This is a genomic window from Streptomyces syringium, assembly GCF_017876625.1.
In the GTDB taxonomy this organism is placed as follows: domain Bacteria; phylum Actinomycetota; class Actinomycetes; order Streptomycetales; family Streptomycetaceae; genus Streptomyces; species Streptomyces syringius.
Genome location: NZ_JAGIOH010000001.1, coordinates 1,077,161 through 1,101,604, shown reverse-complemented (window position 1 = coordinate 1,101,604; position 24,444 = coordinate 1,077,161). Strand labels below are relative to the sequence as shown.

The 24,444-nt window shown below is 70.5% G+C and carries 19 protein-coding genes and 1 pseudogene; 10 read left to right on the top strand and 10 right to left on the bottom strand.

Annotated features, from left to right (window positions below):
• Window positions 1–142 precede the first annotated feature (142 nt).
• Window positions 143–619 (bottom strand): hypothetical protein, encoded by a 477-nt coding sequence (locus JO379_RS33615; protein ID WP_209514051.1) that lies wholly within the window; start codon window positions 617–619, stop codon window positions 143–145.
• A 719-nt stretch (window positions 620–1,338) separates the two neighbouring features.
• On the opposite strand from JO379_RS33615, the gene JO379_RS04805 reads away from it, so the two are divergent.
• Entirely contained in the window at window positions 1,339–2,064 is a 726-nt protein-coding gene (locus tag JO379_RS04805) for an alpha/beta fold hydrolase (RefSeq protein WP_209514050.1), read from the top strand.
• Between the two features lie 22 nt (window positions 2,065–2,086).
• On the opposite strand, the gene JO379_RS04800 is transcribed toward JO379_RS04805, so the two are convergent.
• Window positions 2,087–2,989, bottom strand: a complete 903-nt coding sequence (locus tag JO379_RS04800) for a serine hydrolase (RefSeq protein ID WP_209514048.1) — start codon at window positions 2,987–2,989, stop codon at window positions 2,087–2,089.
• Window positions 2,986–3,888 (bottom strand): LysR family transcriptional regulator, encoded by a 903-nt coding sequence (locus JO379_RS04795; RefSeq protein WP_242625918.1) that lies wholly within the window; start codon window positions 3,886–3,888, stop codon window positions 2,986–2,988. The genes JO379_RS04800 and JO379_RS04795 overlap by 4 nt, the downstream gene beginning before the upstream one ends.
• 165 nt (window positions 3,889–4,053) lie before the next feature.
• Here JO379_RS04795 and bla point away from each other — a divergent pair, with 165 nt between their 5' ends.
• The 6 genes from bla (at window position 4,054) to JO379_RS04765 (ending at window position 11,887) form a co-directional block, all read left to right on the top strand.
• Window positions 4,054–4,980: a class A beta-lactamase gene (gene bla, locus JO379_RS04790; RefSeq protein ID WP_130876471.1), complete on the top strand. Its 927-nt coding sequence runs from the start codon at window positions 4,054–4,056 to the stop codon at window positions 4,978–4,980.
• Between the two features lie 205 nt (window positions 4,981–5,185).
• A complete protein-coding gene (locus tag JO379_RS04785) occupies window positions 5,186–5,725 on the top strand; it encodes a hypothetical protein (RefSeq protein ID WP_209514046.1) in 540 nt (179 codons plus the stop codon).
• A gap of 406 nt (window positions 5,726–6,131) precedes the next feature.
• The gene (locus tag JO379_RS04780; protein WP_130876469.1) at window positions 6,132–6,410 is read left to right on the top strand and encodes a hypothetical protein; all 279 of its coding nucleotides are present in this window, start codon (window positions 6,132–6,134) and stop codon (window positions 6,408–6,410) included.
• Window positions 6,411–6,752: 342 nt separating this feature from the next.
• Window positions 6,753–8,276, top strand: a complete 1,524-nt coding sequence (locus tag JO379_RS04775; RefSeq protein ID WP_209514044.1) for a DUF8189 domain-containing protein — start codon at window positions 6,753–6,755, stop codon at window positions 8,274–8,276.
• A gap of 95 nt (window positions 8,277–8,371) precedes the next feature.
• On the top strand, window positions 8,372–9,793 hold the full coding sequence (locus tag JO379_RS04770) for a DUF8189 domain-containing protein (RefSeq protein WP_242625917.1): 1,422 nt from the start codon (window positions 8,372–8,374) through the stop codon (window positions 9,791–9,793).
• Window positions 9,794–9,859: 66 nt separating this feature from the next.
• The gene (locus JO379_RS04765) at window positions 9,860–11,887 is read left to right on the top strand and encodes a DUF8189 domain-containing protein (RefSeq protein WP_209514042.1); all 2,028 of its coding nucleotides are present in this window, start codon (window positions 9,860–9,862) and stop codon (window positions 11,885–11,887) included.
• A gap of 42 nt (window positions 11,888–11,929) precedes the next feature.
• Here JO379_RS04765 and JO379_RS04760 read toward each other — a convergent pair whose 3' ends face one another.
• The 3 genes from JO379_RS04760 to JO379_RS04750 form a co-directional block, all read right to left on the bottom strand.
• Window positions 11,930–12,694, bottom strand: a complete 765-nt coding sequence (locus JO379_RS04760; RefSeq protein ID WP_209514040.1) for an alpha/beta fold hydrolase — start codon at window positions 12,692–12,694, stop codon at window positions 11,930–11,932.
• A gap of 71 nt (window positions 12,695–12,765) precedes the next feature.
• On the bottom strand, window positions 12,766–15,351 hold the full coding sequence (locus JO379_RS04755) for a SpoIIE family protein phosphatase (protein ID WP_307841899.1): 2,586 nt from the start codon (window positions 15,349–15,351) through the stop codon (window positions 12,766–12,768).
• 337 nt (window positions 15,352–15,688) lie between these two features.
• The gene (locus tag JO379_RS04750; protein ID WP_245381379.1) at window positions 15,689–16,678 is read right to left on the bottom strand and encodes a PI-PLC domain-containing protein; all 990 of its coding nucleotides are present in this window, start codon (window positions 16,676–16,678) and stop codon (window positions 15,689–15,691) included.
• 509 nt (window positions 16,679–17,187) lie between these two features.
• Here JO379_RS04750 and abc-f point away from each other — a divergent pair.
• Window positions 17,188–18,822 carry a ribosomal protection-like ABC-F family protein gene (abc-f, locus tag JO379_RS04745; RefSeq protein WP_209514038.1) on the top strand — a complete coding sequence of 545 codons (1,635 nt, stop codon included), beginning with the start codon at window positions 17,188–17,190 and terminating at the stop codon, window positions 18,820–18,822.
• Window positions 18,823–18,958: 136 nt separating this feature from the next.
• On the opposite strand, the gene JO379_RS04740 is transcribed toward abc-f, so the two are convergent.
• On the bottom strand, window positions 18,959–19,507 hold the full coding sequence (locus tag JO379_RS04740) for a GNAT family N-acetyltransferase (protein ID WP_209514037.1): 549 nt from the start codon (window positions 19,505–19,507) through the stop codon (window positions 18,959–18,961).
• A gap of 114 nt (window positions 19,508–19,621) precedes the next feature.
• Here JO379_RS04740 and JO379_RS33105 point away from each other — a divergent pair.
• Window positions 19,622–19,723 (top strand): annotated as a pseudogene (locus JO379_RS33105) (GNAT family N-acetyltransferase); the annotation flags it as partial.
• Window positions 19,724–19,931: 208 nt separating this feature from the next.
• On the top strand, window positions 19,932–20,357 hold the full coding sequence (locus JO379_RS04735) for a hypothetical protein (RefSeq protein ID WP_130876462.1): 426 nt from the start codon (window positions 19,932–19,934) through the stop codon (window positions 20,355–20,357).
• A gap of 213 nt (window positions 20,358–20,570) precedes the next feature.
• Here the strand turns inward: JO379_RS04735 and JO379_RS04730 are convergent, their stop codons facing one another.
• Genes JO379_RS04730 through JO379_RS04720 form a run of 3 tightly spaced genes read right to left on the bottom strand, consistent with a single transcriptional unit; the run spans window position 20,571 to window position 24,295 of the window.
• Window positions 20,571–21,995, bottom strand: coding sequence for a HAMP domain-containing sensor histidine kinase (locus JO379_RS04730; protein WP_209514036.1), 1,425 nt, complete (start codon window positions 21,993–21,995; stop codon window positions 20,571–20,573).
• A complete protein-coding gene (locus tag JO379_RS04725; protein WP_130876460.1) occupies window positions 21,995–22,693 on the bottom strand; it encodes a response regulator transcription factor in 699 nt (232 codons plus the stop codon). The genes JO379_RS04730 and JO379_RS04725 overlap by 1 nt, the downstream gene beginning before the upstream one ends.
• 57 nt (window positions 22,694–22,750) lie before the next feature.
• On the bottom strand, window positions 22,751–24,295 hold the full coding sequence (locus JO379_RS04720) for an alpha/beta fold hydrolase (protein ID WP_209514035.1): 1,545 nt from the start codon (window positions 24,293–24,295) through the stop codon (window positions 22,751–22,753).
• Window positions 24,296–24,444 lie beyond the last annotated feature (149 nt).

Below are 24,444 nucleotides of genomic sequence, written 5' to 3'. Positions count from 1 at the left end.
CGTCGCCGCGAGGCGGACGGAGGCGCAGTGAATTGCGGGACATGGCGGTGGTGGCGCGGTGTGGTGGCCGGGTGCCACCGTGGTGGCCGCAGGGCGGTCCGGGCGTGACTCGGTCGTCCGCCCCGGCAGGGCTGCCGGCTCGCTACATCAGCGTCGTCGCCGAGGCGACGACGCGGGCCCGGCCTGGTTGGTCGGGGGCGCCGTATCGAACCTCGACACGTGGGTGGGAGCGCATGAACTCCGTGTCCGCCAGGCGGACCTGCCTGGCGTTGCCGACCGTGCGTACGGCGATGTCCGTGCCGAGGAAGAAGCTGAACTCACCCGTGGCCGGGGCGTAGACGAAGAACTTGCCGCCTTCGAACCTCTGCTGTGCGACGTCGTCGGTCAGGACCAGGGACCAGAAGCCCACGCAGTGGCCCGCGGGACACATGAACTGGAAGTCGGCCCGCAGGCCGTCCAGTTCCATCCAGCGGAAGGGATTGTCGTCGTCCGCCTTGATCGCGGCCCCGGTGGCAGCGGTCGCGGGGGCGACCGCCCGGGCTCCCTCGATGAGGGGCAGGGTGACGGCGGAGGCCACGGCGACGGTGGTGAGGGCGCGGAGAGCGGTTCGGCGTATCACTTCTCGGCTCCTGGATGAGTAATCAGGTTGATACGAGCAGTGATCCTGTCTCCGAGTTAACGCCCCGGCAACACCACGGCTTCAAAACCGGCCAACCCGTCACAGAGGTCGGTATCCGGCCGTGCTTCCGCCCCGGTCCAGTGCGGGGGAACACGATGCGGCAACGCTCCCCGGGTCCCTGGCGCGAGGTTCGCGACGAGACCGGTGCCGAGTGAGGGAGTCAGTTCGGCTGTGGAAAGAGGGCTGTTGGTCTGCTGGGCAGCGAAAGCGCCGAACTGTACGCCTGCGGCGTGGGAGCCGGGGGCCTTCCATGAGATGTGCGGCCTCGATGGTGCGTTTCCAGCCCGCGTCATGGTGGCGGTCACGGCGTCGGGGTGCCGGAGAGCGATCCGCCGGAGCGGGGAAGTGGCCTGAGAGCAGGCGCGGGGGCGCCGGCCACTCGGTGCCAGCGAGCGTCTTCTGATCACCAGGAGGCATCCGGCCCGACGCACCGTTCCCCCAACCACTCCCTAGTACATGCCTACATGCTTGTTGCCTGCACAACCGGGCGCGACGGACGCCTGTGGCTCGGGATGCGTCTGTAGGCCGCTGTTGGTGCAGGGACCGCGCAGTATCGTCGGGAGTCGTGAGTGCGGTCACTCGGCCCGCGACCACGGGCGGGGCGGCCGCTTCGCGCCGCGGTCTCCCCGCCCGCGGCTCGGACAACGGAGGTACCGCACATGAACGTCGACACCGACCGGCCGGCCTTCCTGCTGGTCCACGGAGCCTGGCACGGAGCCTGGTGCTGGGACTCCGTACGCACCGCGCTCGACGCCGAGGGTTGGCGGTCCGACGCCGTCGACCTGCCCAGCGCCAGTCCTCCGGCCGGCCGGTACGACGGCGCCCGCCCGGTGGGCATGCTGGACGACGCGGACGCCATCCGGGACAGCCTCCGGCGCATCGACGGCCCGGTGGTGGTGGTCGCCCACTCCTACGGAGGCGTCCCCGCCACGGAGGCCATCGCAGATGCCGCGAACGTGGTGGGGGTGGTGTACCTCGCCGGATTCCAACTGGACGTGGGTGAGAGCATGTTCACGTTCCTCGGAGCGCCCGTGCCGGACGACGGCACGGGCCACGCCCCGCCGTACGAGGATGCCCGGCGGATACTCTTCGACGACGTGCCCGAGGCCGATGCCGACCGCGCCGTGGCCCGGCTGCGCCCGCAGAGCGTCCGGTCCTTCACCGAGCGGGTGACCACGGCAGGATGGCGCACCGTGCCCTCCAGCTACGTAGTCTGCGACCGCGACCAGGCGCTCGTGCCGTCCCGGCAACAGGAGCTCGCCACGCGCGCCGATTCCGTCCACCGGCTGCCGAGCGGCCACTCGCCGTTCCTCTCCATGCCCCGGCGACTTGCCACTCTCCTGGGCCGGATCGCCACCTCCAGCCTCCCCACCCCGCGACGATGACTCCGCCCAGCCCTCATGCTTGTCAGTAGTTCCGTAGGTGGTCACGCAGGGTTCGGGCGACCTGTGCCATGAGGGCTTCGGCGCCGGGCTGGGAGTCGGCCGGGACGGCTGACTCGGTGAGGACGGCGATGGCGTAGGCCTGACCGTCGGAGTGCTCGACGACACCGATCTCATGGCGGAGGTTGAGGAGGGTGCCGGTCTTGGAGGACCAGGTGGTGGCGTCGGAGCTGAAGTCCGGGGCGAGGCGTTGCCGGAGCACGTTGTGCGCCAGGAGGTCGCGTACCCGCTCGGCCACCGCGGGGTGGATCTTCGACGGTGCCCACAGGGCTTGGAGCAGTTCGACCCAGGCACGTGCGCTGCCGGTGTTGGCGCGTGTGGTGTCGAGCTGGGGGACCCGGTGCCCGCGGCCGCTGGTGCCGGCGTCTATGGCCAAGGCGTGCGCGAGGTGGGCTTCGCTGGCGTCGAGGCGCTCCGCGGGGGTGTCGGAGAGCTCGTGGATGGTGTGGCGGACGGTGATGCCACGGATGCCGAGCTCGTGGAGGATGTCGGCGACCTGGGCGGGCGGGGTGAGGCCGAACAGTGTGTCGGCGGCCGTTCCGTCGCTCAGGCAGGTGCTCAGGTAGAGCAGGTCGTCGATGGCGATCCGGGCGGGGTGGCGGAAGCGGCTCAGCCCGGTGGGGCCGGGCGTGGTGATCCGCCCGGGTCGCACGTCGAGCGTTGTGGCCCCGTCGAGTTCGCCCCGCCGGATGCGTTCCGCCGTCGCCAGCGCGAGCGGAACCTTGACCAGGGACGCGGAGGGCAGCGGAGTGTCCGGCTCGATCCCCAGCTCGTCGCCGGTGTGCAGATCCCGTACGAGCAGGCAGCCGTGCAGACCGCCGTCGTGCAGCTGCCGGCGCAGGTCGCTCAGCAGGGCCTCGGTGTTCACGTCGTCGTCCCTTCCGCGGTTCCCGTCAGGGTGTCCGCGCCGAGGCAGCGGGCGATGGCGTCCCCCAGGCGCGCTTCGACGGGCTGGGGATTGCCGTCCGCGGCGATGGCGAGCGCGTACCCGCGGCGCAGAGTGATCTCGCCGATGGGACGCCAGCCGAGGGCGAGTTCCTCGGCCTGTGCGGGAGAGCACAACAGCAGGTCGCGGGTGCAGAGGACCTCCGCCGCGGCGGTCGTCAGGTCGGCCGCTACGACGAGCTGCGCGGGCCGGAGGCCGACCGCGTCGCGCAGCCGCGCCAACGGATCCCGGATGTGCGGTACGTCGTCCTCCGGCTGCAGCCAGATACGACGAGCCGGGTCGGGCGAGCCCCGTCCGACCCGCAGAGTCTCCAGGTAGACGCGCTGCACGCCGGTGTCCCGCGTTGCGGCGAGCCCGAGCGGCACGGACCACACCGCCTCGTCCGACGGCACCGCGAGCAGGGCGGCACGTACCTGCTGCGCGTGGAGGAGTTCCCTGCGCTGCGCGGGCTCCGCGCTGCGGACGTCGAGCGTGACACCGTGCCCCCGCGCGTCGGCGACGAGGCGCGCGAGGTCGACCGTGGAGCAGGTGCCGGGCATCGCGAGCCGCCACGGCTTGCTCTTGGCGGCTTCCGCCTCGTGGAGCAGCACATCGGCCGCCTGCACGAGCTGCCTGGCCACCGGCAGCAAATCCCGGCCGAAGGGGGTGAGGACGGCCCGCCGTGACGTGCGCTCGAACAGTTGCTCCCCGAAATGTTCTTCCAGCGCCGCGACGCGACGGCTGGCCACCGACTGGGACATCCGGGCAGCGGACGCTCCGACGGTGAAGCTGCCGTGCTTGCTGACGCTGACGAACGCGCGACATGCCCCGACCAGATCCACACCCCGAACTCTATGCCGAATCTGCATGGAACGGCGCACAAGCGTATTGGACCGCATGGCCGCCCGAAGGCGAGGGTGGTCGGGCAGTCATGACCACGTACCGGGACGGCCGCGTCACCCGTCCCCGACGCGCCCGCGCTGTGGGCGCCCCTGGAGGTTTGGACCATGCAGCACACTCGTGCCCGCCGCGCTGTTGTCGGCGCGCTCGCCGCGCTCGCCCTCGTCCCGCTCACAGCGTGCGGCCAAGGCGGCTCCCCGGCCTCGTCGTCCCCGTCCGCCGCGACGACGAGGCCGAGCACTGCCACGAAGCCGTTCGCCGGCGAATTCAAGGAGCTTGAGCGCAAGTTCGACGCGCGGCTGGGCGTCTATGCCATCGACACCGCCACCGGGCGCGAAGTGGCCTACAACGATGGCGAGCGGTTCGCCCATGCCTCCACGTTCAAGGCGCTGGCCGCCGGCGCCGTGCTGCGAAAATATTCGCTGAGCGGGATGGACCGGGTGGTCACGTACTCCAAGGACGATCTGGTCGACTACTCCCCAGTGACGGAGAAGCACGTCGAGACCGGAATGAGTCTGGACGAGCTGTGTGACGCCGCCGTCCGCTTCAGCGACAACACCGCGGGCAATCTGCTGCTCGACGCGCTCGGCGGCCCCAAGGCCCTCGACGCCGCACTCGAGGAGATGGGTGACCACGAGACCCGGATGGAGCGCCGCGAGCCCGAGCTGAACCGGTGGGCCCCCGGCGGGACCCAGGACACCAGCACACCGCGAGCACTGGCCAAGGACCTGCGCGCGTACGTTCTCGGAGACGCCCTCGGCAAGAGCGAAAAAGCCCGGCTCACGAAGTTGCTGCGGACCAACACCACCGGAAACGAGCTCATCAGGGCCGGGGTGCCCAAGGGCTGGGTGGTCGGCGACAAGACCGGAGCCGGCCAAGGCTACGGCACCCGCAACGACATCGCCGTGGTGTGGCCGCCCGATGCCGCCCCCATCGTCATGGCGATCATGTCCAACCGCAACAAGAAAGACGCCCCCTACGACAACAAACTGATCGCGGAAGCGGCCTCCGTGGTCACCGGCACCCTGTCCTGACTTTCCGCCCGGCGACGGCGACGGCGACGGCGACAGCAACACGAACACCCCCAGCAGGGCCGGGGGTGTTCACCCAGAGGGGCAGGGGTGACGACGCGCGGCCCCCGGCGCGGTGTCCGGTTCCCCCCTTGGGCATCTTGTGAAGAGCGTGGAGAATCCCGACCGTCGCGCCATATCTCTCAGGCCACGTCCGTGAGGAGAAATCATGCGCTCGGTGAAGACGGCCCTCGCTCTCGGTGCAGCGGCGCTGGCTGTGGCGGGAAGCACCATGACCCCGACCGCGGCAGCCGCGACTCCCTCCGGGGACGCCAACGGGAAGGCCATGACCTGGACTCTGCTCGCGGACGGCCCCAGTGGAACGGTCCAGGTGGGCGGCGGCCCTCTGAGCAACCCCTACCTGGGCGACACCTCCACGGCCACAGCGCTGCCCTTGCTCTGCCTGAGAATCGACGGCCGACCGGCCCCCGCCGGCATCACGCCCGGCTTCTACGCGGGCTGGGCGCGCGGAGTGGTCGCGGCCACCGGCCCGCTCCGCGGCACCCGCCTGACCAGCCGCGCGGTCGCCGACGGAGTCTGTGCGAACAGCTTCGGGCCCGGCTGGCGCATGGCCGAGTTCCACGACGGCAGATACGGCCCCGGCCTTGAGAGCTCGGGCGGCTGGAGCTACTGGGCCTACGGTGACGTCCCTGCCGGTACCCGTTTCTGGACAGCCATCAACGATCAGCCGGCCAACCCCTGGGACTGACACGCACTCGTCGGCGCCGGGCAGCACCGCGATATCCGCACACTGCCCGACGCCGGTGACGACGATGCCGGCCGGGATGGGCCGGCAACCGTCTCAGGCACCCCCGGAGTGGCAGATGGCGCAGCCTCTCGGCTTCGTACACACCCTCATCCGCGGCCGGCATCCGCTGCCGTCGACTCGCCCATTGAGACGGCATAAGGATGTCCGGAGCAGTGGCGGCCTCCCGGCGTCTTCCCGATTGAGTACAACTCCCCAGCAGCGGCTAGGATTTGGTCGTTCTTGAGAAGGGGCGTTGATGGGTACCAGGTTTATTGAGGTAGACGAATCGCGGCAAGGCGAGCCGGGTGTGCAGAAGGGAGGCAGAACACTGACGGTAGGGGACCAGTCCTTCACCCAGGAGATATGGGTGAAGGTCGAAGCCTACGACGACCTCGATCCGACCGTGACCGGGGACGTCCATCTGCACACGTTCGCGGTCCCGGGTATGGAAGTCCGGGCGGGGGCCGCGAAGAGCGACGAGGACGGAAGCAGCGAATTCGAAACCAGGTTGGTCCCGTCTGTCCAGTATTACCAGATCGAGCTCGGGCCCGACTCGCTGAATAAGCTCCATGACGCGCTCAATCCCTTCATCGCAGCCGCGAAGGAATGTGAGCCGCCAAAGGGCCGCAGGGCACGCGCCAAGTAGTCCACAATGTCCCCTCCCGTGAGGGGACATTGCCATATCGCGGGCGACGGGGCCCGCTTTGCCGGAACGGTCGCGGCCCTTTTCTCCGCCCCGTCCCTTTCGCGTCGAACGGCCGAGGCGCCTCCAACGGCCGACACCCCTTGGACGGCCGACGCCCCCCTGAACGGCCGGTACCCCGGTCGTCGCGGACGTCGCCTTGTCAATCCGTAGCGTTCCCGGTGCTCCCAGCGGGCGGCCGTGGCTAGCGTCCACCCCGCCGGTGCGGGCGAGTCGTCGCTCAACGAGCCGCGACCGTGCCCCACCCGTCCGTTCCGACATGACCCCGAGGGGGAAGGACGCCACGTGCTACACGGTCTTTCCAGACGTGCGCTGCGCCTCGTTCTCGCGGCGGCAGTCACCGTATTGCCGTCGTTGGTGACGACATCCCCGGCCGCCGCGCGAGCCCAGGCAGCCGGATACGCCGCCTCCTGCCCGACGACCGGCTTCATTTCCGATCCCTACGGCGGCGCTCGCGATCACGACGGCATCGACATCGCCGCCCCTCACGGCACTCCGATCCATGCCGTGGGCGACGGCGAGGTCATCAACTCCGGCCCCGCCGACGGCTACGGCCAGTGGATCCGCATCCTGCACCCCGACGGAACGGTGACCGAGTACGGGCACATGTACCACCGGGACGTGGCCGTGGGCGAGCGGGTGACGGCCGGTCAGCGCATCGCGCTCATGGGCGCGGAAGGCCAGGCCGACGGCCCCCACCTCCATCTGCGCGTGCGACGCGACACCAGCATGAGGCATGGCATCGACCCCGTTCCCTACCTCGCGGAACGCGGCGTGACCATACCGTGCACGCCGGGCAGACGCCCCGGACCCCCGCCGTTGGTGTATCCGGTGGAGTCGGGCCGGGTGGTGTCGGCCCGGTCGGCCGACGGCCGGCTGGAGGTGTTCGCGGCGGGGGCCGACGGGGTGCATCACGCCTGGCAGACCCAGGTCAACGGCGGCTGGTCGGAGTGGGAGCGGCTGGGCGGCCCCGCTGACGCGCAGCTGGCGGTCGCTCCCAATGCCGATGGCCGGCTGGAGGCCTTCGCGGTCAACGGCGACACCGTCCAGCACCGCTACCAGCTGACACCGTCCGGAGCCTGGTCGGACTGGGAGGACTTCGGTACCGGTGGAAGCAGTGTCGCCGCCGGAGTCAACGCTGATGGGCGTATCGAGGTGTTCGCCTCCGGGCCGGTGGGTGTCTTCCACCGATATCAGACCGCGCCCAACAGCGGCTGGTCGACGTGGGAGCCCACGGGCGGTGGCCCGGCCGGCAGCCGGGTGAAGATGGAGAAGGCCCCTGACGGCCGCCTTGAGGTGTTCGCGCTCAACGGGAGCACGTTCCAGCATCTGTATCAGACGGCTGTCAATGGTGGCTGGTCGCAGTGGGAGGACTTCGGTGGCGGCGGTCATGACGTGACCGTCGACCACAACGCGGACGGCCGCCTGGAGGTGTTCGCTTCGGGACCAGTGGGGGTCTTCCACCGGTACCAGACAAGCCCCACCAGCTGGTCGGAGTGGGAGCCCACCCGAGGCCCCGCCAACTCCCGGCTCACGAGCGACCGCACCGCTGACGGGCGGGTGGAGGTCTTCGCCATCAACGGTGAGACCGCCGCGCACATCTGGCAGAAGAGCGTCAACGCTCCCTACAGCGACTGGGACGAATTCGGCACCGGCGGAACCGAGATCACTGCCGCCACCAATGCCGACGGCCGCATCGAGGTCTTCGGCACCAGCCAGGCGGGAGTCCACCACAAGTGGCAGACCGGGTTCAGTACCTGGTCGAAATGGGCCTGGGTGAACAGCACCTCCGGTCCCCCCATGACATGACCGGCCACCTGAAGGGGCAGCAGTTGATATCGATCCCGCAATCCCGGCGAGCGAGAACGGCCTCGCCGGCCAGAAGCGCCTGCCGCCGTGTCGTCGTGTCGGTGCTGGCTCCGCTGCTCGCCGCGGCGGGCCTGGTCATCGGCGCCTCACCGGCACAGGCGGACGCGAGTGACCTGTGCGCCCAGGTCGGCTACAACGCGGGCTGGCGTGGCGAGGCTCTGGAACTCGCCGTCGCCGTCGCACTGGCCGAGTCGAGCTGCAACCCGTCCGCGTCCAACACGACGGGCAACAGCCCCGCGTCGACCGACCGCGGCCTGTGGCAGATCAACAACTACTGGCATGCGGAGGTCGACGACGCCTGCGCCTACGACGCCCAGTGCAATGCGAACGAGGCCTTCCGCATCTCCAACCAGGGGAAGAACTGGCAGCCGTGGTCCACGTACGTCATGGGCCATCACCGGCGGCACATGGACGTCGCACGCGCCGCGGTAGCGCGTCTCGGGCGTCCGGGCCCCGGGCCCGCACCGTTGGTGTACCCCCAGGAGTCGGGCCGGGTGGTGTCCGCGCGGTCGGCCGACGGCCGGCTGGAGGTGTTCGCGGCGGGGGCCGACGGGGTGCATCACGCCTGGCAGACCCAGGTCAACGGCGGCTGGTCGGAGTGGGAGCGGCTGGGCGGACCCGGCAACGGGCAGCTCGCCATCGCCTCGAATGCCGACGGGCGTCTGGAAGCGTTCGCCATCAATGGCGACATCGCCCAGCACCGCTATCAGCTCTCCCCGTCCGGCGCCTGGTCGGACTGGGAGGAGTTCGGTACCGGCGGGAGCAGCGTGGCCGCGGGGGTCAACGCCGATGGTCGTATCGAGGTGTTCGCTTCGGGGCCGAAGGGGGTGTTCCACCGGTATCAGGACGCTCCGAACGGCGGTTGGTCGACGTGGGAGCCCACGGGCGGTGGTCCTGAAGGCAGCCGGGTGAAGATGGAGAAGGCCGTCGACGGCCGTCTCGAGGTGTTCGCGCTCAATGGGAGCACGTTCCAGCATCTGTATCAGACGGCTGTCAATGGTGGGTGGTCGCAGTGGGAGGACTTCGGCGGTGGCGGTCATGACGTGACCGTCGACCACAACGCGGACGGCCGCTTGGAGGTGTTCGCTTCCGGTCCGGTGGGAGTGTTCCACCGGTACCAGACGAGTCCGACCAGTTGGTCCGGCTGGGAGCCCACCCACGGTCCTGCGAACTCCCGGCTCACCAGCGACCGCAGTCCCGACGGGCGGGTGGAGGTCTTCGCCGTCAATGGTGATGCCGCCATGCACATCTGGCAGAAGGGCGTGAACGCCTCCTATGCCGACTGGGACACCTTCGGAACCGGCGGCACCGAGATCAGTGCCACGGCGAATGCCGACGGTCGCATCGAGGTCTTCGGGATGAGCCAGGCCGGAGTGCACCACAGGTGGCAGACCGGCTTCAGCACCTGGTCCGAATGGGCCTGGCTCAACAGCACTTCCGGCCCGCCCACCAAGTGACCCGACACCGCGGCCGGCCGGGGCGACGACGCCCGGCCGGCCGCGGCACCCCTGCGGGAGGATTTCATGCATCCGATCAGCAGACGTCGTCTGCTCCAGGGCTACGCCGCGGCCGGCGCCCTCGCACTGCCGGGGGCCGTGGGCGGCGCGGTCGCCACCGCGGCGCCGCCCACGCCCCACCGGTGGATCGGCGCGGGGCCCTTCACGCACGTCCACGACCCGTCCACCCCCGGTGGGCGTCGCTACCTGAACGATCACACGCTGATCAAGGCAGCGGGCCGGTGGCACCTGTTCGGCATCGTCGGTGCCGTCGCGCCTCCCGGACAGGCCCCCGACAGCGCGGCCGAGGTCTCCTTCGCCCATGCCTCCGCCCCGGATCCCTACGGACCGTGGACCACGCACGCCGACGCGCTGACCGTCGACCGGGCCTATTTCGGAGAGGAGCACCTGTGGGCGCCGCACGTCATCGAGGCGGGCGGCACGTACTGGATGTTCTATGCCGCCGGTGGCCGGAGCGGTGCCGCGATCAATCTCGCCACCTCGACCGACCTGTTCACCTGGACGCGGATCCCCACCGGCCCGCTCTTCCGGGGGCGCGTGGCGCGCGACCCGATGGTGGTGAGGATCGCCGGCCAGTGGGTGATGTACTACACCGAACTGTCCGGCCAGGACGGCCGGCACGTGGTGGCCTTCCGGCGCTCCGATGACCTGTTGCGCTGGAGCGAACCAGGAATCGCGTTCACCGACGCGACCACCGCCGCGACGGTATCGGTCACCGAGTCGCCCTTCGTCGTCGAGCGGGACGGCTGGTACTACCTGTTCATCGGGCCCCGCAACGGCTACGACGGCACGGACGTGTTCGCGTCCCGGAACCCGTTCTCCTTCGGTCTCGACGGTTACGCGGGCCATGTGCCCGGTCACGCGGTCGAGGTGGTCGCCGACGGACAGCAGTGGCATACGAGTGCCGCGGGCTGGTTCCACCAAGGGCTGTACCTGGCCCCCTTGCAGTGGCGGGACGCACCACCGCCCTGGCAGAGCGCCGACAACCCCGTCGCCGGCCTGGATGTCGCCGGTCGGCTGACCGTGTTCGCGCAGGACGCGAGCGACGGTTCACTGCTGCGCCGCGTCCAACTCGACCCGCAGGCCGACACATGGTCGCCGTGGGAGTCGTTCGGCGGCCCGGCCGGGGCGGTTCCCACGCTCGGCACCAATGCCGACGGCAGGCTGGAGGTGTTCTCCCTCGCCCCGGGCGGTGCCAACCTGCACCACCGGGTGCAGCGGCCGGACGGCAGCTGGCACGACTGGGAGGAGTTCGGCGGCCCGGCAGGCGCGGCCCCCGCCGTCGCCCGCGACGCCGGCGGCAGACTGGAGGCCTTCGCGCTCGGCCCGGGCGGCACGGGCATTGCCCGGCGACGGCAGGCCTCACCCGGATCGCTGGCCTGGGACGCGTGGGACGGCGCCTTCGGCGGGCCCGCGGGCGCACCGCCCGTCGTCACAGCCAACGCCGACGGTCGGTTGGAAGTCTTCGCCCTCGCACCCGGGGGCGCCGGGATCTACCACCGGTGGCAGGAGACACCGGGCGGCGCCTGGGCGCAGTGGAACCGCTTCGGCACCGCGGCCGGGACTGTGCCACGCGTGGCACGCGACGGCAGCGGCAGGCTCACCGTCGCCGCGACGGCCCCGTCCGGAGTGGCGACGTTCTCCCGGCGTCAGACCGTGCCGAGCGGAGGCTGGGACGGCTGGCAGCCGATGTTCGGCTGGACCGCCACGGCCCCGGCACTCGTCGCCGACGCCGACGGCAGGCTCGACGCCTTCGCCCTGTCTCCTGGCGGCGCACGGCTCAGCCACCGCCGGCAGGCCACCCCCGGCGGCAGCTGGGACCCTGCTGACGACTTCGGCGAGCCCGGCGTCCGGCTCGCCGCCGTGCCCACGGCCACGACCGATGCCACCGGAAGGACGCACGTCTTCGCCGTGACCGCCCAAGGGCGGATACGCACCCGGGTACAGGACCGGCCCGGCAGCGGCTGGCGCCCGTGGACCGCGTTCGGTGACCGCGCCGTCGCGCCCGTCCCGTCGGGCAGCCCCAGCTACTGAGCCTGGACTCGTACAAATGCCGCCTGGGGCCTGGAGCCTGAGTCAGCAGTGACCGTCGAGGAACGCGGTGACCGCATCGGCGAAGGCGTCCGGAGCATCGTGGTGCACGACATGACCGGCGGACAGCTCGACGCGACGGATGACGCCGGCCCGGCGGGCGACCATCTCCCGGGCGTGACCGGCTGCCAACTCGTCGCTGCGGGTCCCATGGACCAGCAGCGTGGGACAGGTCACCGATATCCAGTCGTTCCAATGATCGCCGTTGAGCGCCTTCTGGGACGCCACGGTGTCGGCGATGTCGAAGGAGAACCCCCAGCCCCGGTCCGTCCGACGGAAGGAACACTCCAGATAGGGCGCCGCCGCGCCCAGGGCCGCGGCCAGCGCCTCCCGGGACGGCGCGACGCCGGGAAGGCGTGTGGTGAACGACCAGTCGCAGTCCACGACCGCGCCGATGTCCTCGACGATCAGCGCGCTCACCCTGTCCGCGTGCCGGGCCGCGAACTGGTAGGCGTTCACCCCGCCCAGCGAATGGCCCAGCACCGCCACCGGACCGACGTCCAGATGCCGGTGAAAGGCCGCTACATCGGCTACGTAATCGCCCCGCTCGTAACGGGGAGCACGGTCGGACTCCCCGTGCCCGCGCTGGTCGAGGGCGATCACTCTCCACCGTGGAGCCAGCGCCGCGGCCAACGGAGCGAACGCCGACGCCTCGTTGTAGTGCCCGTGCAGAGCCAGCAGCGGCCTGCCGGGGCCGCCGAAGTCCAGATACGACAGTGTCCGGCCACCCACCATGAAGAATTTACGCATGGTGCGGATGGTAGGAGACGGCACTGACACGTCCCGGCCGACCAATACCGGTCGCAGTCCCCTTCCTCAGGTCAAGCGGATGCGGGCAGGTGGATGTCCAGAAGGCACACGTCATCGCCCTGTTCGTCCGGGAGGAGACGGGACAGCAGGGTGTCGAGCGAGCCACGGCCGTCCGTGGACAGTTCGGTCTCGGCGGCGCGGGCGAGGCGGGCGAGCCCCTCGTCCAGGTGTTCCCCGGGGCGTTCGACCAGGCCGTCGGTGTACAGCAGCAGATGATCGCCGGGCGCGATCCGGCACACGGCCTCGCCGAAGGAGGGCCGCAGCGTGGCGCCGAGCAGGATGCCCTCGGGCGGGGAGAGGAATTCCGCCTTCCCGTCACGCACGAGCAGGGGCGGTGGATGGCCCGCCTGGACCCAGGTCAGGCAGCGGTCGGCGGGGTCGTAGCGGCCGAGCACGAGAGTGGCGGTGGCATGGTGGTCGCGGGTGTGCAGGAGCAGGGTGTTGAGCCGGTGCAGCGCGCCGGTGAGCGACGAGCCGGTGACGACCATGCCCTTGGCCGTGAAGCGCAGCTGGGCCATCGTGGCCACCGCGTCGATGCCGTGTCCGGCCACGTCGCCGACCGCGAAGAGGACCCCGTCGCCGGGCATTTCGAGGGCGCTGTACCAGTCGCCGCCCACATTGAGGTCGTCGTGGGAGGGGAGGTAGGCGACGTCGACGCGCAGATCGCCCAGGTTCAGCGACTGCCCGGGCAGCGGCAGCAGGGCGTGCTGGAGGCGGGCGGCGACCGCACGTTCCGCCTGCAGGACGTTGCGCTGGGCCAGGGCGGCCTGCCGGGTCTCCGTCAGGGCCAGTTCGGCGGTGCGCTGCGCTGTGACGTCCTGGACGAAACCGCGCACTTCGACGGGGGTGCCGTGGGCGTCCGGCACCGCCTCGGCGACGACCCGCAGGTGCCGGACACCGCCCCGCGTCGTGATCCGTACCTGGCGGTCGACGGGCGTGCCCGCGCCCAGGAGGTCCTGGAGCGCGCGGGTGAAGTCCGGGGCGTCCTCGGGCAGGACGTCCCCGGGGAAGGCGTCGAGGGGCAGCGGGTCCGATTCCGGGTCGCGGTCGAGGACGGCGTGGACCTGGGGTGACCAGCTGATGGCGCCCGTGACGAGGTGCCAGTCCATCCAGCCGAGGTTGCCGAGCCGCTGCAGGTCGGCCAGGAGGGCCTGCTGCCGGTCGACGTCGTCGTGGCCCACCCAGGTGACCACGAGTGCGTCACCGAGCTTCACCGCACGGACGGAGTAGACGGAGCACTGCGGCAGGCCGGCGGTGACCTCCTCGTAGGTGAAGGGATCGCCCTCGTACGGCGTCCCCGTGGTGAGTGTCCGCAGGTAGCCCCGCCAGACGTCGGCGCCGGCCACGGTGGGGTAGCACTCCAGGACTCGCAGCCCGATCAGCCGGCGGCCGCGTCGGCCGGCGATGTCGACGGACTGCGGCGCGGCTGCGTCGATGCGGAAGTCCTCGACGTCACCCGCCGGTGACCGCAAGGGGGTGAGGAGGATGGCGGGGCCCGTGAGGACGTCGAAGACGGCCTGGACGAGTGCGGCCATGCCGGCTTCGGGACCTTCCGGGCGGCCCGGCCGGGCGGTCTGCCCGGCCGGTGCGCACCATCCGGACGCCTCCGGGGCCCCTGGCCTTCCGGACGGCCTGGACGGCCCGGGGACTCCGTTCAGCCGGAACGGCGCCGGGCGCACATACCCTGCGCGGAGGCTCCCGGCGCACAGCCGGGCGACGGACCGCAGCAGCTCGCGCACGTCCTCGCCGAAGGGGGCCTCCACCGTGCGCAGGACGCCGAGGGCCGCGGTGACCCTGCCGCCGGTGGTGACCGGGAGCCAGGCGCGGGTGCGCCATTTCTGCGATGGCTGTCCGATCAGGTGGTAACGCTGTGCGTCCTGTGCCGGGTCCTCCAGCCATATGGCCTCGCCGCGGCGGACGGCGTCCAGCGCGGCGATGCCGCCGACCGGCGGCACGGACCGCCACTGGGCGGCGACGGCGGCCCCGGCGCCGGCGTGCCCGGCCAGCTCCAGGGTGTCGTGCACGGTGCGGGAGAAGAGGAGTACGGCGTCGGCCCGGACCGGGGGCCCGGCCAGGTGGTCCAGCAGCCGTTCCGCGACGTCCTGTGGGCCGGTGGTACCCGTGAGCGCCCTGCTGAGGTCGCCGAGGAGCGCGGGGCGGGAGGGCGGGCGCGGCTCTGTGCCGGATTTCAGCAGCTGCCCGGCCCGGCCGGCGGCGGGGGCCGCGCCGGGGCGCGTCGATCCGGGCGGGCCCGGGGAACCCTGGTCCGGGATGCCGGGACCGTCCGTGACGCCCTGGACTGCGAGGAAGGGCGGGTGGGCGGCCGCCCGCGGGATGTCACCGAGGACGATCCAGCACTCCTCGGTCAGCGTGCGGCCGTCGGCTCGCGCCCGCCGCGTCAGCTCCTCGTGCGCTTCTGCGGCCGAGCAGCCCGACCGTGCCATCAGCAGGCCTTTGGCACGCTCCAGTATGGCCGCGGTGGACGCCTGGTGCTGCAGGCGCTCATTTTCGGCGCGTAGCGCGGCCACGACCTTGGCCAGCGCGACGACGTCGGGTGCGACACCGGAGTCCTCGTCCTTGACAGGTTCGCTCGTCACGTCACCGAGGATGTCATAGGCACCGGCCGCAGGGACCGTGCGCGCGGGCGCCGGTGACCGGACGTGCGGAGGAAGTCGCGCCCGGCTCGCGGTAACAGGGGCGGATCGGACACGAAGCATACGAACCGATGTGCCGTCACTTCCTCTGGCGAACCGCACCATTCCGGTCTCGGAGGTAACCGAAGAAGCCTCCCAAAGCCGTCTGAAGGTCAAGTTCATGGCTCATTCGGTCGGGGAGCGGCCCACCATTTTTTCTCAAGATTCATCACTTCGGGGGGAGTGCCGGCGGCGCTCCCCCCGAAGTCCCCCTGGTACGGCTCCGGCCCGAGGCTGTCGGCTACCTGAAGAGGCGGTCACCGCTGTTGGCCATGCGATGGGTGGAGCTGTGGCGGTTCACCCAGTCACGGACCAGGTTGATCGCGTTGGCGCACTGCCAGCCCTTGTCGTACTCGTGCTCTCCGGTGAAGTTGCCGTAGCCCGCGATGATGCCGTCCACCCGCGCATCGCCCAGCAGTTTGTCGACGTACCACGGATCGTTGTAGGTGGTCGTCCAGGACAGCGTGGCCGCGAGCCGCCCGGCGGCACGGTCCCCGGCGCCCTTCTTCAGTTCCGCGCACGTGTTGTAGGTGGCTTCCGTGCAGTTGCCGAATCCGTTGGCGATATTGCCGTCGCCGTAGTCCATCACCCGGCGCCCGGCCGGAAATCCGGCACCGGACCGGTCGAAGGCGCTGCGGACCTGATCGCGGGTCCCGGTCGTGGTGATCCCTTCCAGCGTGCCGAGCTTGCCTTCCAGGCTCTTCCAGCCCCTGCCGCCGACGTCCGGGGTACTGCCGCCGTGGTACTCGTAGAAACCGTAGAGCACCTGGATCCCGGCCGCCGTCAGCCTCTGCGCCTTGTCGCGCAGTCCGGCGACGCTGCACCCGCGGTTCTGCGCTTCTCCGCAGTAGTTCGGGTCCTTGATGTCCAGCCAGACCAGCGCCAGCCGACGGCCTGCCCGGGCGTTGGAGACAACGCGGTCGATCATGCTGTTGAAGCTGGGGCCCCGCCGGTTGTCACCGGCCGAGGAGCAGTCGTGGTAGGCGCGCCATTCGTTCGGATTCCACCAGGCGCAGACGTCGATCTCGATGGCGTTGGCGCCGTGACCGATTGCGGCGTCCACGCCGTCCAGGGTGTTGACCCGGTGGGCGATGGCGTAGATCGCGTGACGCTGATCGGCTGCCGCCGCCGGTGTCGTACCGAGCGCGGTGGCACCGATGATCCCGCACAGTGCCGTCATCAGCGCCAGTAACGTCCGTGGGCCGGCGCCCTGCCTGAGGTGAGTGGTCAAGAGAGGTACTCCTTCATGTGGGTGCCGCTACCCGGCAGCCACGGATCTCTGCGTGCGCACCAAATCGTTCGATGTGGCGCCTGGACCACCCGAGCCTGCGGGGTCATGCGTTCCGGCCGCCACGAAAGGCCTGAACTTCGGGACGTCGGAACGCGAAAGTGAGCGGTGACCAGGGAAGAAGCACCTGACCTGGAACGCCTGAATGGAACCCTTCCCGTCGGCGACCGGGGAGAGTCGGGCTTGCTGGCGGCCACGCGGAGCCTGATACGGTTAGCTCGGCAGTGATCCTTCGTAGAGGAGTCCAGACATGGTGGGTGACGACGACATCTCCGGGTGATACCCGGATCTGATCGACCACCGGCAGGCGCACCCTTGGCAGTGCCGCCGTTGTGGTCCTCTCGTCGTCCCCTCATTCCCTGTCTCAGGGGCAGTGCCTTCCGCAGGACGAATCCCGCACAGCGGTTTCTTCATGGAGCGGCCTGCCCTCTTTTCCTCACGAGGTCATCCCCATGTCCGACACTTCCGTCATCTGCTCCCAGCTCACCTTCTCCTGGCCCGACGACACCCCGGTCTTCGAGGGCCTGTCCTTCACTCTTGGCGCCGGCCGTACGGGCCTCGTCGCGCCCAACGGTTCCGGAAAGAGCACCCTGCTGAAGCTGATCGCCGGTGAACTGCGCCCCGCAGCCGGGGCGTTGACCGTGCACGGAACGATCGGCTATCTCCCGCAGAACCTCCCCCTGGTCGGCGAGCCGACGGTGGCCGAGGTCCTGGGTGTCGACGCGGTGGTCCGCGCCATCGACGCCGTCGAGTCCGGCGACGTGAGCGAGGAGCACTTCACGACCATCGGCGACGACTGGGACATCGAAGAGCGCACCCGCGCCCAACTCGACCGGCTCGGCCTCGGACATCTCGCCCTCGACCGGACCCTGGGCACGCTCAGCGGCGGACAGATCGTCAGCCTCGGTCTGGCGGCTCAGCTGCTCAAGCGCCCCGATGTACTCCTGCTGGACGAACCGACCAACAACCTCGACCTCGCCGCCCGCCACAAGCTCTACGACGTACTCTCGGACTGGAACGGCAGTCTGCTACTCGTCAGCCACGACCGGGCCCTGCTGGACCGCATGGAGCGCATCGCCGAACTCGACCGGGGGGAACTGCGGCTGTACGGAGGCAACTTCACCGAGTACGAGCAGGCCGTGCGAGCCGAGCGGGACGTCGCGGAGAAGAACGTACGCAACGCCGAACAGGAGCTGAAGCGGGAGAAGCGCGAGATGCAGCAGGCCCGCGAGCGGGCCGAGCGCCGCGCGAGCAACGCTGCCCGCAACCTCAAGAACGCCGGCCTGCCGCGCATCTTCGCCGGGAACATGAAGCGCGGTGCCCAGGAATCCGCCGGCCGGGCGGGCCAGACGCACGCCACCCGCGTCCACGAGGCACAGGCCCGGCTCGATGAAGCGGGACGCGCCCTGCGGGACGAGCAGCGGCTCGTCCTGGAACTGCCCGACACCGATGTCCCCGCCGGACGCACGGTGGTCCTGGGGGAGCGGATGCGGATCCGCCACGGCGAGCGAGACCTGTTCGCGGGGGACGGCGTCGACCTCACGATCCGCGGGCCCGAGCGCATCGCGCTCACCGGGCCCAACGGCGCGGGCAAGACCACGCTGTTGCGGCTGATCGCCGGTGACCTCGCCCCGGACAGCGGACACATCAAGCGTGCCGATGGGCGGATCGCCTCCCTGTCGCAGCGCCTGGATCTGCTCGACCCCGACCGCACCGTGGCCGAGAACTTCGCGGTGTTCGCCCCGCACCGGCCGGAGGCGGAGCGGATGAACCTGCTCGCGCGCTTCCTGTTCCGCGGCTCCCGAGTGCACCTGCCCGTGCGCGTACTCTCCGGTGGCGAACGCCTGCGCGCCACGCTCGCCTGTGTCCTGTGTGCCGAACCGGCCCCGCAGCTCCTGCTGTTGGACGAGCCGACGAACAACCTCGATCTGGTCGGCGCGGGCCAGCTGGAGAGCGCCCTCGCGTGCTATCGCGGCGCGATCGTGGTGGTCAGCCACGACGAGCGCTTCCTGACCCGGATCGGCATCGACCGGTGGCTGCGGGTCGCCGACGGCGAGCTGACGGAGACGGGGGCACCGCACGCCTAGCCGCACGTGCCGCCCATGCCGACGCCGAGGCGCCGCACCCGGCGGGCCCGGAACGGCGCGACGCGGCGAGAAGTGCTGGCCGCCGTCGCCCGGCATGCGGTGGAGCTGCTGAGCGGCCCGGACGTCCCCCTGCTCATCAGACCTCGGGAAGGGAGGAGTGGGGCGTCCAGGGAGAGGGTGCGGTGATGGACCAGCGTTCGTGGTCGCGCCAGGCCCCGTCGATATAGAGATAGGCGGGCGACAGGCCTTCGTAACGAAAGCCCAGGCGCTGGATCAAGGCCAAGGACGCCTTGTTCGCCGGCTGGATGTTCGCCTCCAGCCGGTGGAGCCGCAGGTCGTCGAAGGCGTGCCGCAGGGTGACGGTGAGCCCTTCGGCCATGTATCCCCGCCCGGCAGAGGGGGCGAAAGCCGCATAGCCGAGGGACGCGCCCTGGTAGCGGCCCCGGATGATCGAGTTGATGTTGACCATGCCGGCAGCCGCACCGGTCTCCTGAACGCGGATCACGAAGCCCTGGCTGGTCCCGTCGTCAAAGCGGCGCATCCACTCCTGGAACTCCGCCGCGGTCGCGGGCAGTTGCATCCACGGTGCATGGAGCTCGGCACTGGCCCTCACGAGCGAGCAGAACTCTTCCTGGTCGGCGAGGGTGAGCGGGCACAGCTCGACCCGTGATGGCATGTTGGGCATGGGCCAATGGTAGAGCGCTCCCCTTCGGTGGTGCCGTCCGGAGTGCTGTGGAAAATGCGTCCATGCAGATCAGACCCGCAAGCCTGGACGAACTGCCCCTTCCGGCTCGTGGACGACAGCAGGGTCACCCCCGGCCTACCGGCGATCCGCGAACGCGAAGCGGCTCATGGCCTGGACCGGTGGCCGCGGGTCTGCATGCGCCGGGCGGCGGTGTGACCATGCCACGTGTTGGCATGTCGCCAAGCCCTGGGGAGGTCGGCATTCCGGTTGCAAAGATCGAGCCTTCGGTGCTTATGGGTGCAGAGCCGCAAAGACCAGGATTTTATATTTATTCTTCGCGCTGCCTTTGGCGGGGGTAGTACTCGATTGAGGGTTCAGCTATTGTTTCATCGACCAATGAATCGGAGTTGAACCAGGGGGGAACGTGCAGGCCTCAACGCGTAACCGAATTGCAGCCACCTTCTCGGCTGCCGCCATGCTGGTCGGCTGTGCTGTGACTCTGGGAGCGGGCAGCGCAGTTGCCGCACCGAGTGCGGAATTCAGTGCGCACCCTATGCAGTCGGACGGGTCCCGGTCCATCTATGTCAAGCGGAACGGCAAGGTTGTCGGTGCGGGAAAGTGGATAGCCAATGGCGACATCCTGAGGGCTGAGGATCAGGAGTCCGATGGTTACTACATTACGGCCGTGCTGAGCACCGGTCGAGACGTGAACACCAAGGGGAAGCCGGCGCCTTCGAAGGCCGATGATGCCGGAAACCTGCCCGAGGACAAGACCTACACGATGTTTGTTTGCATCGGTAATGACAGTACCGGCCTGCATTGCTCGGGAAATTACTCCGTAAGGTCGTGAGTGCAGGGTTCGTACCCTTCGGCCGTGGTTGCCCCGGCCTTGTACGAGACTCCGGAAAGCCGCCGCCGGCCTGAGCGGGCCGGGCGGCGAAGCCATTGCGGTCCGCTGCCGCGGACGCGTGTACCTGTCCCGACTGGACGAACAAGTCCTCGGGTAAGGGAACCGCCAAGGGCGCCACAGCCAAGCTCCGGAGCGGCCCCGGCGAAGACTGCTTCATTCGCTACGAGATCGGTAACGGGAATCTGTCCGACGGCGGTTCCGTCCACCCGGACAACAAGTGCTGACCTGAGAATGCCTCCGTGCCATCGGGCCGTTCGGTCCGGCCCGGCCGTGGGGCGGGAGGTCGAAGCCGACCTCCGCTCCGCCGCCGTCCGCCGTGGTCGCGAAGACGGTTCCGGCGTCGGCGGCGATGATGTCGTGCACGATGGCCAGACCGAGACCGGAGCCGGGCGTCGCCTGGGTCCGGGGGCCACGGTAGAAGCGGTCGAAGACGGCGTGCCGCTCGCCGGGCGCGATGCCCGGGCCCTGGTCCCGTACGGTCAGCCTGCCGCCGCCGATGTGCACGGCGACCGGGGTGCCCTCGGGGCTGAACTTCACCGCGTTGCTCAGCAGGTTGTCGATACACCTCTGGAGGGCGCGCGGCCGGGCGTGCACCGGCACCGGCGGGTTCGTGTCGTCCTCGATGACGAGGACGACGCGCCCGGTCCGCAGGCGGAAGCGCTGCGCGCTGTCCTCCGCGGCGACGGCCAGATCGACGGCCTCGGGCTCCTCTTCCGTATGGCGGTCGGTGGCCAGCTCGACGAGCTCGCGGACCAGATCGTCGAGGGCGGCGGTCTCGGTGACCAGGGTGGTGAGGATCTGCTCCTCGTCCTCGGGGGCGAGCCTGCCGCGCGCCCGCTGGAGCAGCTCGGCGCTCCCGCGCACCGAGGTGAGCGGCGTGCGCAGTTCGTGGCTGGCGTCCTGGACCAGTTGCTGCTGCTGGGCGCGGGAGCGGCGCAGCGCGGCGAGCATGTGCGCGAAGCTGTGGGTCAGCTGGCCGATCTCGTCGGAACCGGCGGGCGGCAGCGGCGTGGTGAGGTCCTGCGTGGTGGTGATGCGCCGGGTGGCGCCGGCCAGCCGGCGGACCGGCCGCAGGATCCGGCCCAGAACGAGCCAGCCGAGGAGTGCCGCGAAGCCGATGGCGGCCGCCGTGGCCCAGGAGATCCGCCACAGGGACTGGTGGTCGACGCGCGCGGCGCCCTCGTAGCTCTGGCCGACCATGACCGCCCCGCCGCCGGGCAACGGCCTGGTCAGGGTGCCGTACTCGGTACCGGAGACGACGATGTCCGCGCGGCTCTCGCCCTTGCCCGTACGGGCCACGCGCAGCGCGCCCGGTGAGACCGGCAGGGCGTCACGGCCGGGCGCCAGCGGCCTGACCGTCCCCTGGGCGGACACGACCTGCTCGGTCATGTCCGGCCGGGCGGGCGGGGTCAGACCGGCGGCGAGGAGGGTGACGACGATGTTCGTACGGTCGTCGAGGCCCCGCTCCAGCTCGTCGGCGACCAGGTCGCTCACGCCCCGGTACGACAGGAAGGCGGCGAGGGAGATGGCGAGCGCCGCGGCCACGGCGACCACGGCGGTGATCTTCGTTCGGAGCATCACACGGGCCGGATCGTGTAGCCGACGTTGCGGACGGTGTGGATCAGCCGGGGCTCGCCGCCCTGCTCGGTCTTCTGGCGCAGATAGCCGATGTAGACGTCGAGGGAACGGGACGTGGTGTCGAAGTCGTAGCCCCAGATGCGCTCGTACATCTGCGACCGGGTGAGGACCACGCCCACGTGGCACAGCAACAGTTCCAGCACGTCGAACTCGGTCTTCGTCAGGTCCAGCCGCCGCTCCCCGCGGAACGCCTGCCGGGACGCGGGGTCCAGGGCGAGGTCCGCGACCGTCAACGCCCCGCTGTCCTCCACCGGCTCGGTGCGCCGCAGCAGTGCGCGGATGCGGGCGAAGAGCTCCTCCGTCGCGAACGGCTTGGCCAGATAGTCGTCGGCACCCGCGTCGAGTCCCGCGACCCGGTCGCCGACCTCGTGCCGGGCGGTCAGCACCAGGACGGGCAGCCGGTCGCCGCGCCTGCGCAGCATCCGGCACAGACCGAGGCCGTCGAGGCCCGGCATGACCACGTCCACCACCGCCAGATCGGGCCGCTCCTGTTCCAGGAGGCCGAGGGCCTCCAGGCCGTCGGAGGCCGGCAGCACCCGGTAGCCCTCGAAGCGCAGCAGCTGGTCCAGGGTGCTGCGCACTCCCGGATCGTCCTCGACGACGAGCACCGTCCGCCGGTGCCCCACTTCTTCAGTCATGTGATCATCTTCGTCGGTGGCGAAAACGGGGTGAAACCGGGGCGGAATCAAGTGCCGTCAGTCACGGACCGGAGAGACGGTGATCGGCGGGAGGGCGCGCAGGCAGGAGGTGTCGCCCGGCGAGCCGGTGCGGAGGAAGTGCGAGGAGACGCCGGTGACGCAGCGGCTCAGCTCCAGCTCGGGCACGTGTCCCATGTTGCGGGCCGAGAGGAACCGGCTGTCGCGGAACTGCTCGGCGGCCTTCTTCCCGCTCGCGTCGGGCGTGTTGGCGTCGAGGTCGCCGGAGAGCACGAGCACCGGGACGTCCGGCAGTTCGGGCCGCGTGGGCTGCGGGTCAGGGGTGTTCTCGCGCGGCCAGCCGATGCACACGTCCCCGGCGTCCGTGGTGCCCTCGGTGAAGCCCTTGGCGCTGAACGCCCCGTGCTCACCGGGGCGTACGGCGGCCAGCGCGGCGTTGTACTGGCGCCACCGCACGGCCGGCGACGCGTCCTTCGACCAGGCCTTGCGGTAGTCGTTGCAGGTGACCGCGATGTACGGCGCCTGGTCCACCGTGCTGCCCGTCCTCCCCTCCTCCTGGACCAGCTTCCGCAGCGGCGCGGCGTCGCCCTCGACGAAGCGGTTGAGGGCATGGGGCAGCCGGCCGAGCGGCGAGGGCTTGTCGGGCTCGAATCCGACCTGGCTGCTGGCTGCCTCGAACATCAGGTTGGCGAGCTTGTCCTCGGTGAACTGCTTCTTGTAGACGCCGTGATCAGTGGTGATCGGCACGGTGAGGGGCCGGTCCCGCAGGCGCGCGGCCGTGGTGGCCAGATCCTTCACGGCCTGCTTGCCGTCACACGCGACGGGGATGCTGCGCTCGCACACCCGGCGCAGGTTCAACGAGACCGCCTGGGCGCTGGGCCGCGCCAGCGGATCGAGCCGGAGCGGGTAGGCGCCGGACAGGACGATGGACCGCACGCGCTCGGGGTGGCGGGAGGCGTACACAGGCATCAGGTACGTCCCGTAGGACAGCCCGTACAGGCTGAGCTTCCGCACGCCGAGACGGCTGCGGATCGCGTCGATGTCGTCGGCGGTGGCCGCCGAGGTGTAACCGGCGGCCTTGGGGCCGAGGTTCTCGGCGCACCGTTCGACGGCGGCCCGCTGCTGGGCCCGTGTGCCGAAGCGGTATGCGGCGTCGGTGACCCCGCAGGGGACCGGCTGCGACTCGCCGGTGCCGCGCGGGTCGACGAGCAGCAGGTCGTGGTCCTTCAGCAGGCTCTCCAGACCCCAGGCGAACGCCTCGGCCTTGTCGATCGAGGTCTCTCCCGGCCCGCCCGGGTTGACGGCGACGGTGCCCTTGGCGGGACCGGGCGCGGTGTGGCGTACGACCGCGTAGCTCACCTCGACCGCGCCGAGGTCCGGCTTCCCCGCGACGAGCGGGCGGTCCAGCCGGCCGCAGTCGACCCGGTGCCCGCCCACGGTCGGACACCAGGCGGGTGCCACCGTGGCCGTGGGACCGCTCACGGGCGCGGAGGCGGTGGCGGTCGCCGTCGGCAGCACCGGGGCCAGCGCCGCCGCCATGCTCACAGCCAGACCCGCGCGCCGCGCCGTGCTCTTGTACGTCATTTGCCTTCTCCTCTGCCATGCGTTCCTCAGGTGCGGGCACCACGTTGCCGGGCGGACTTCGCAGACACGGCAGAGCGACGGCAAAAGCCGGTAAGAAACGGAGCGGTGCGGGAGGCGCCGCCGGCCGGTAGTGGGACGTCAACTGCCGT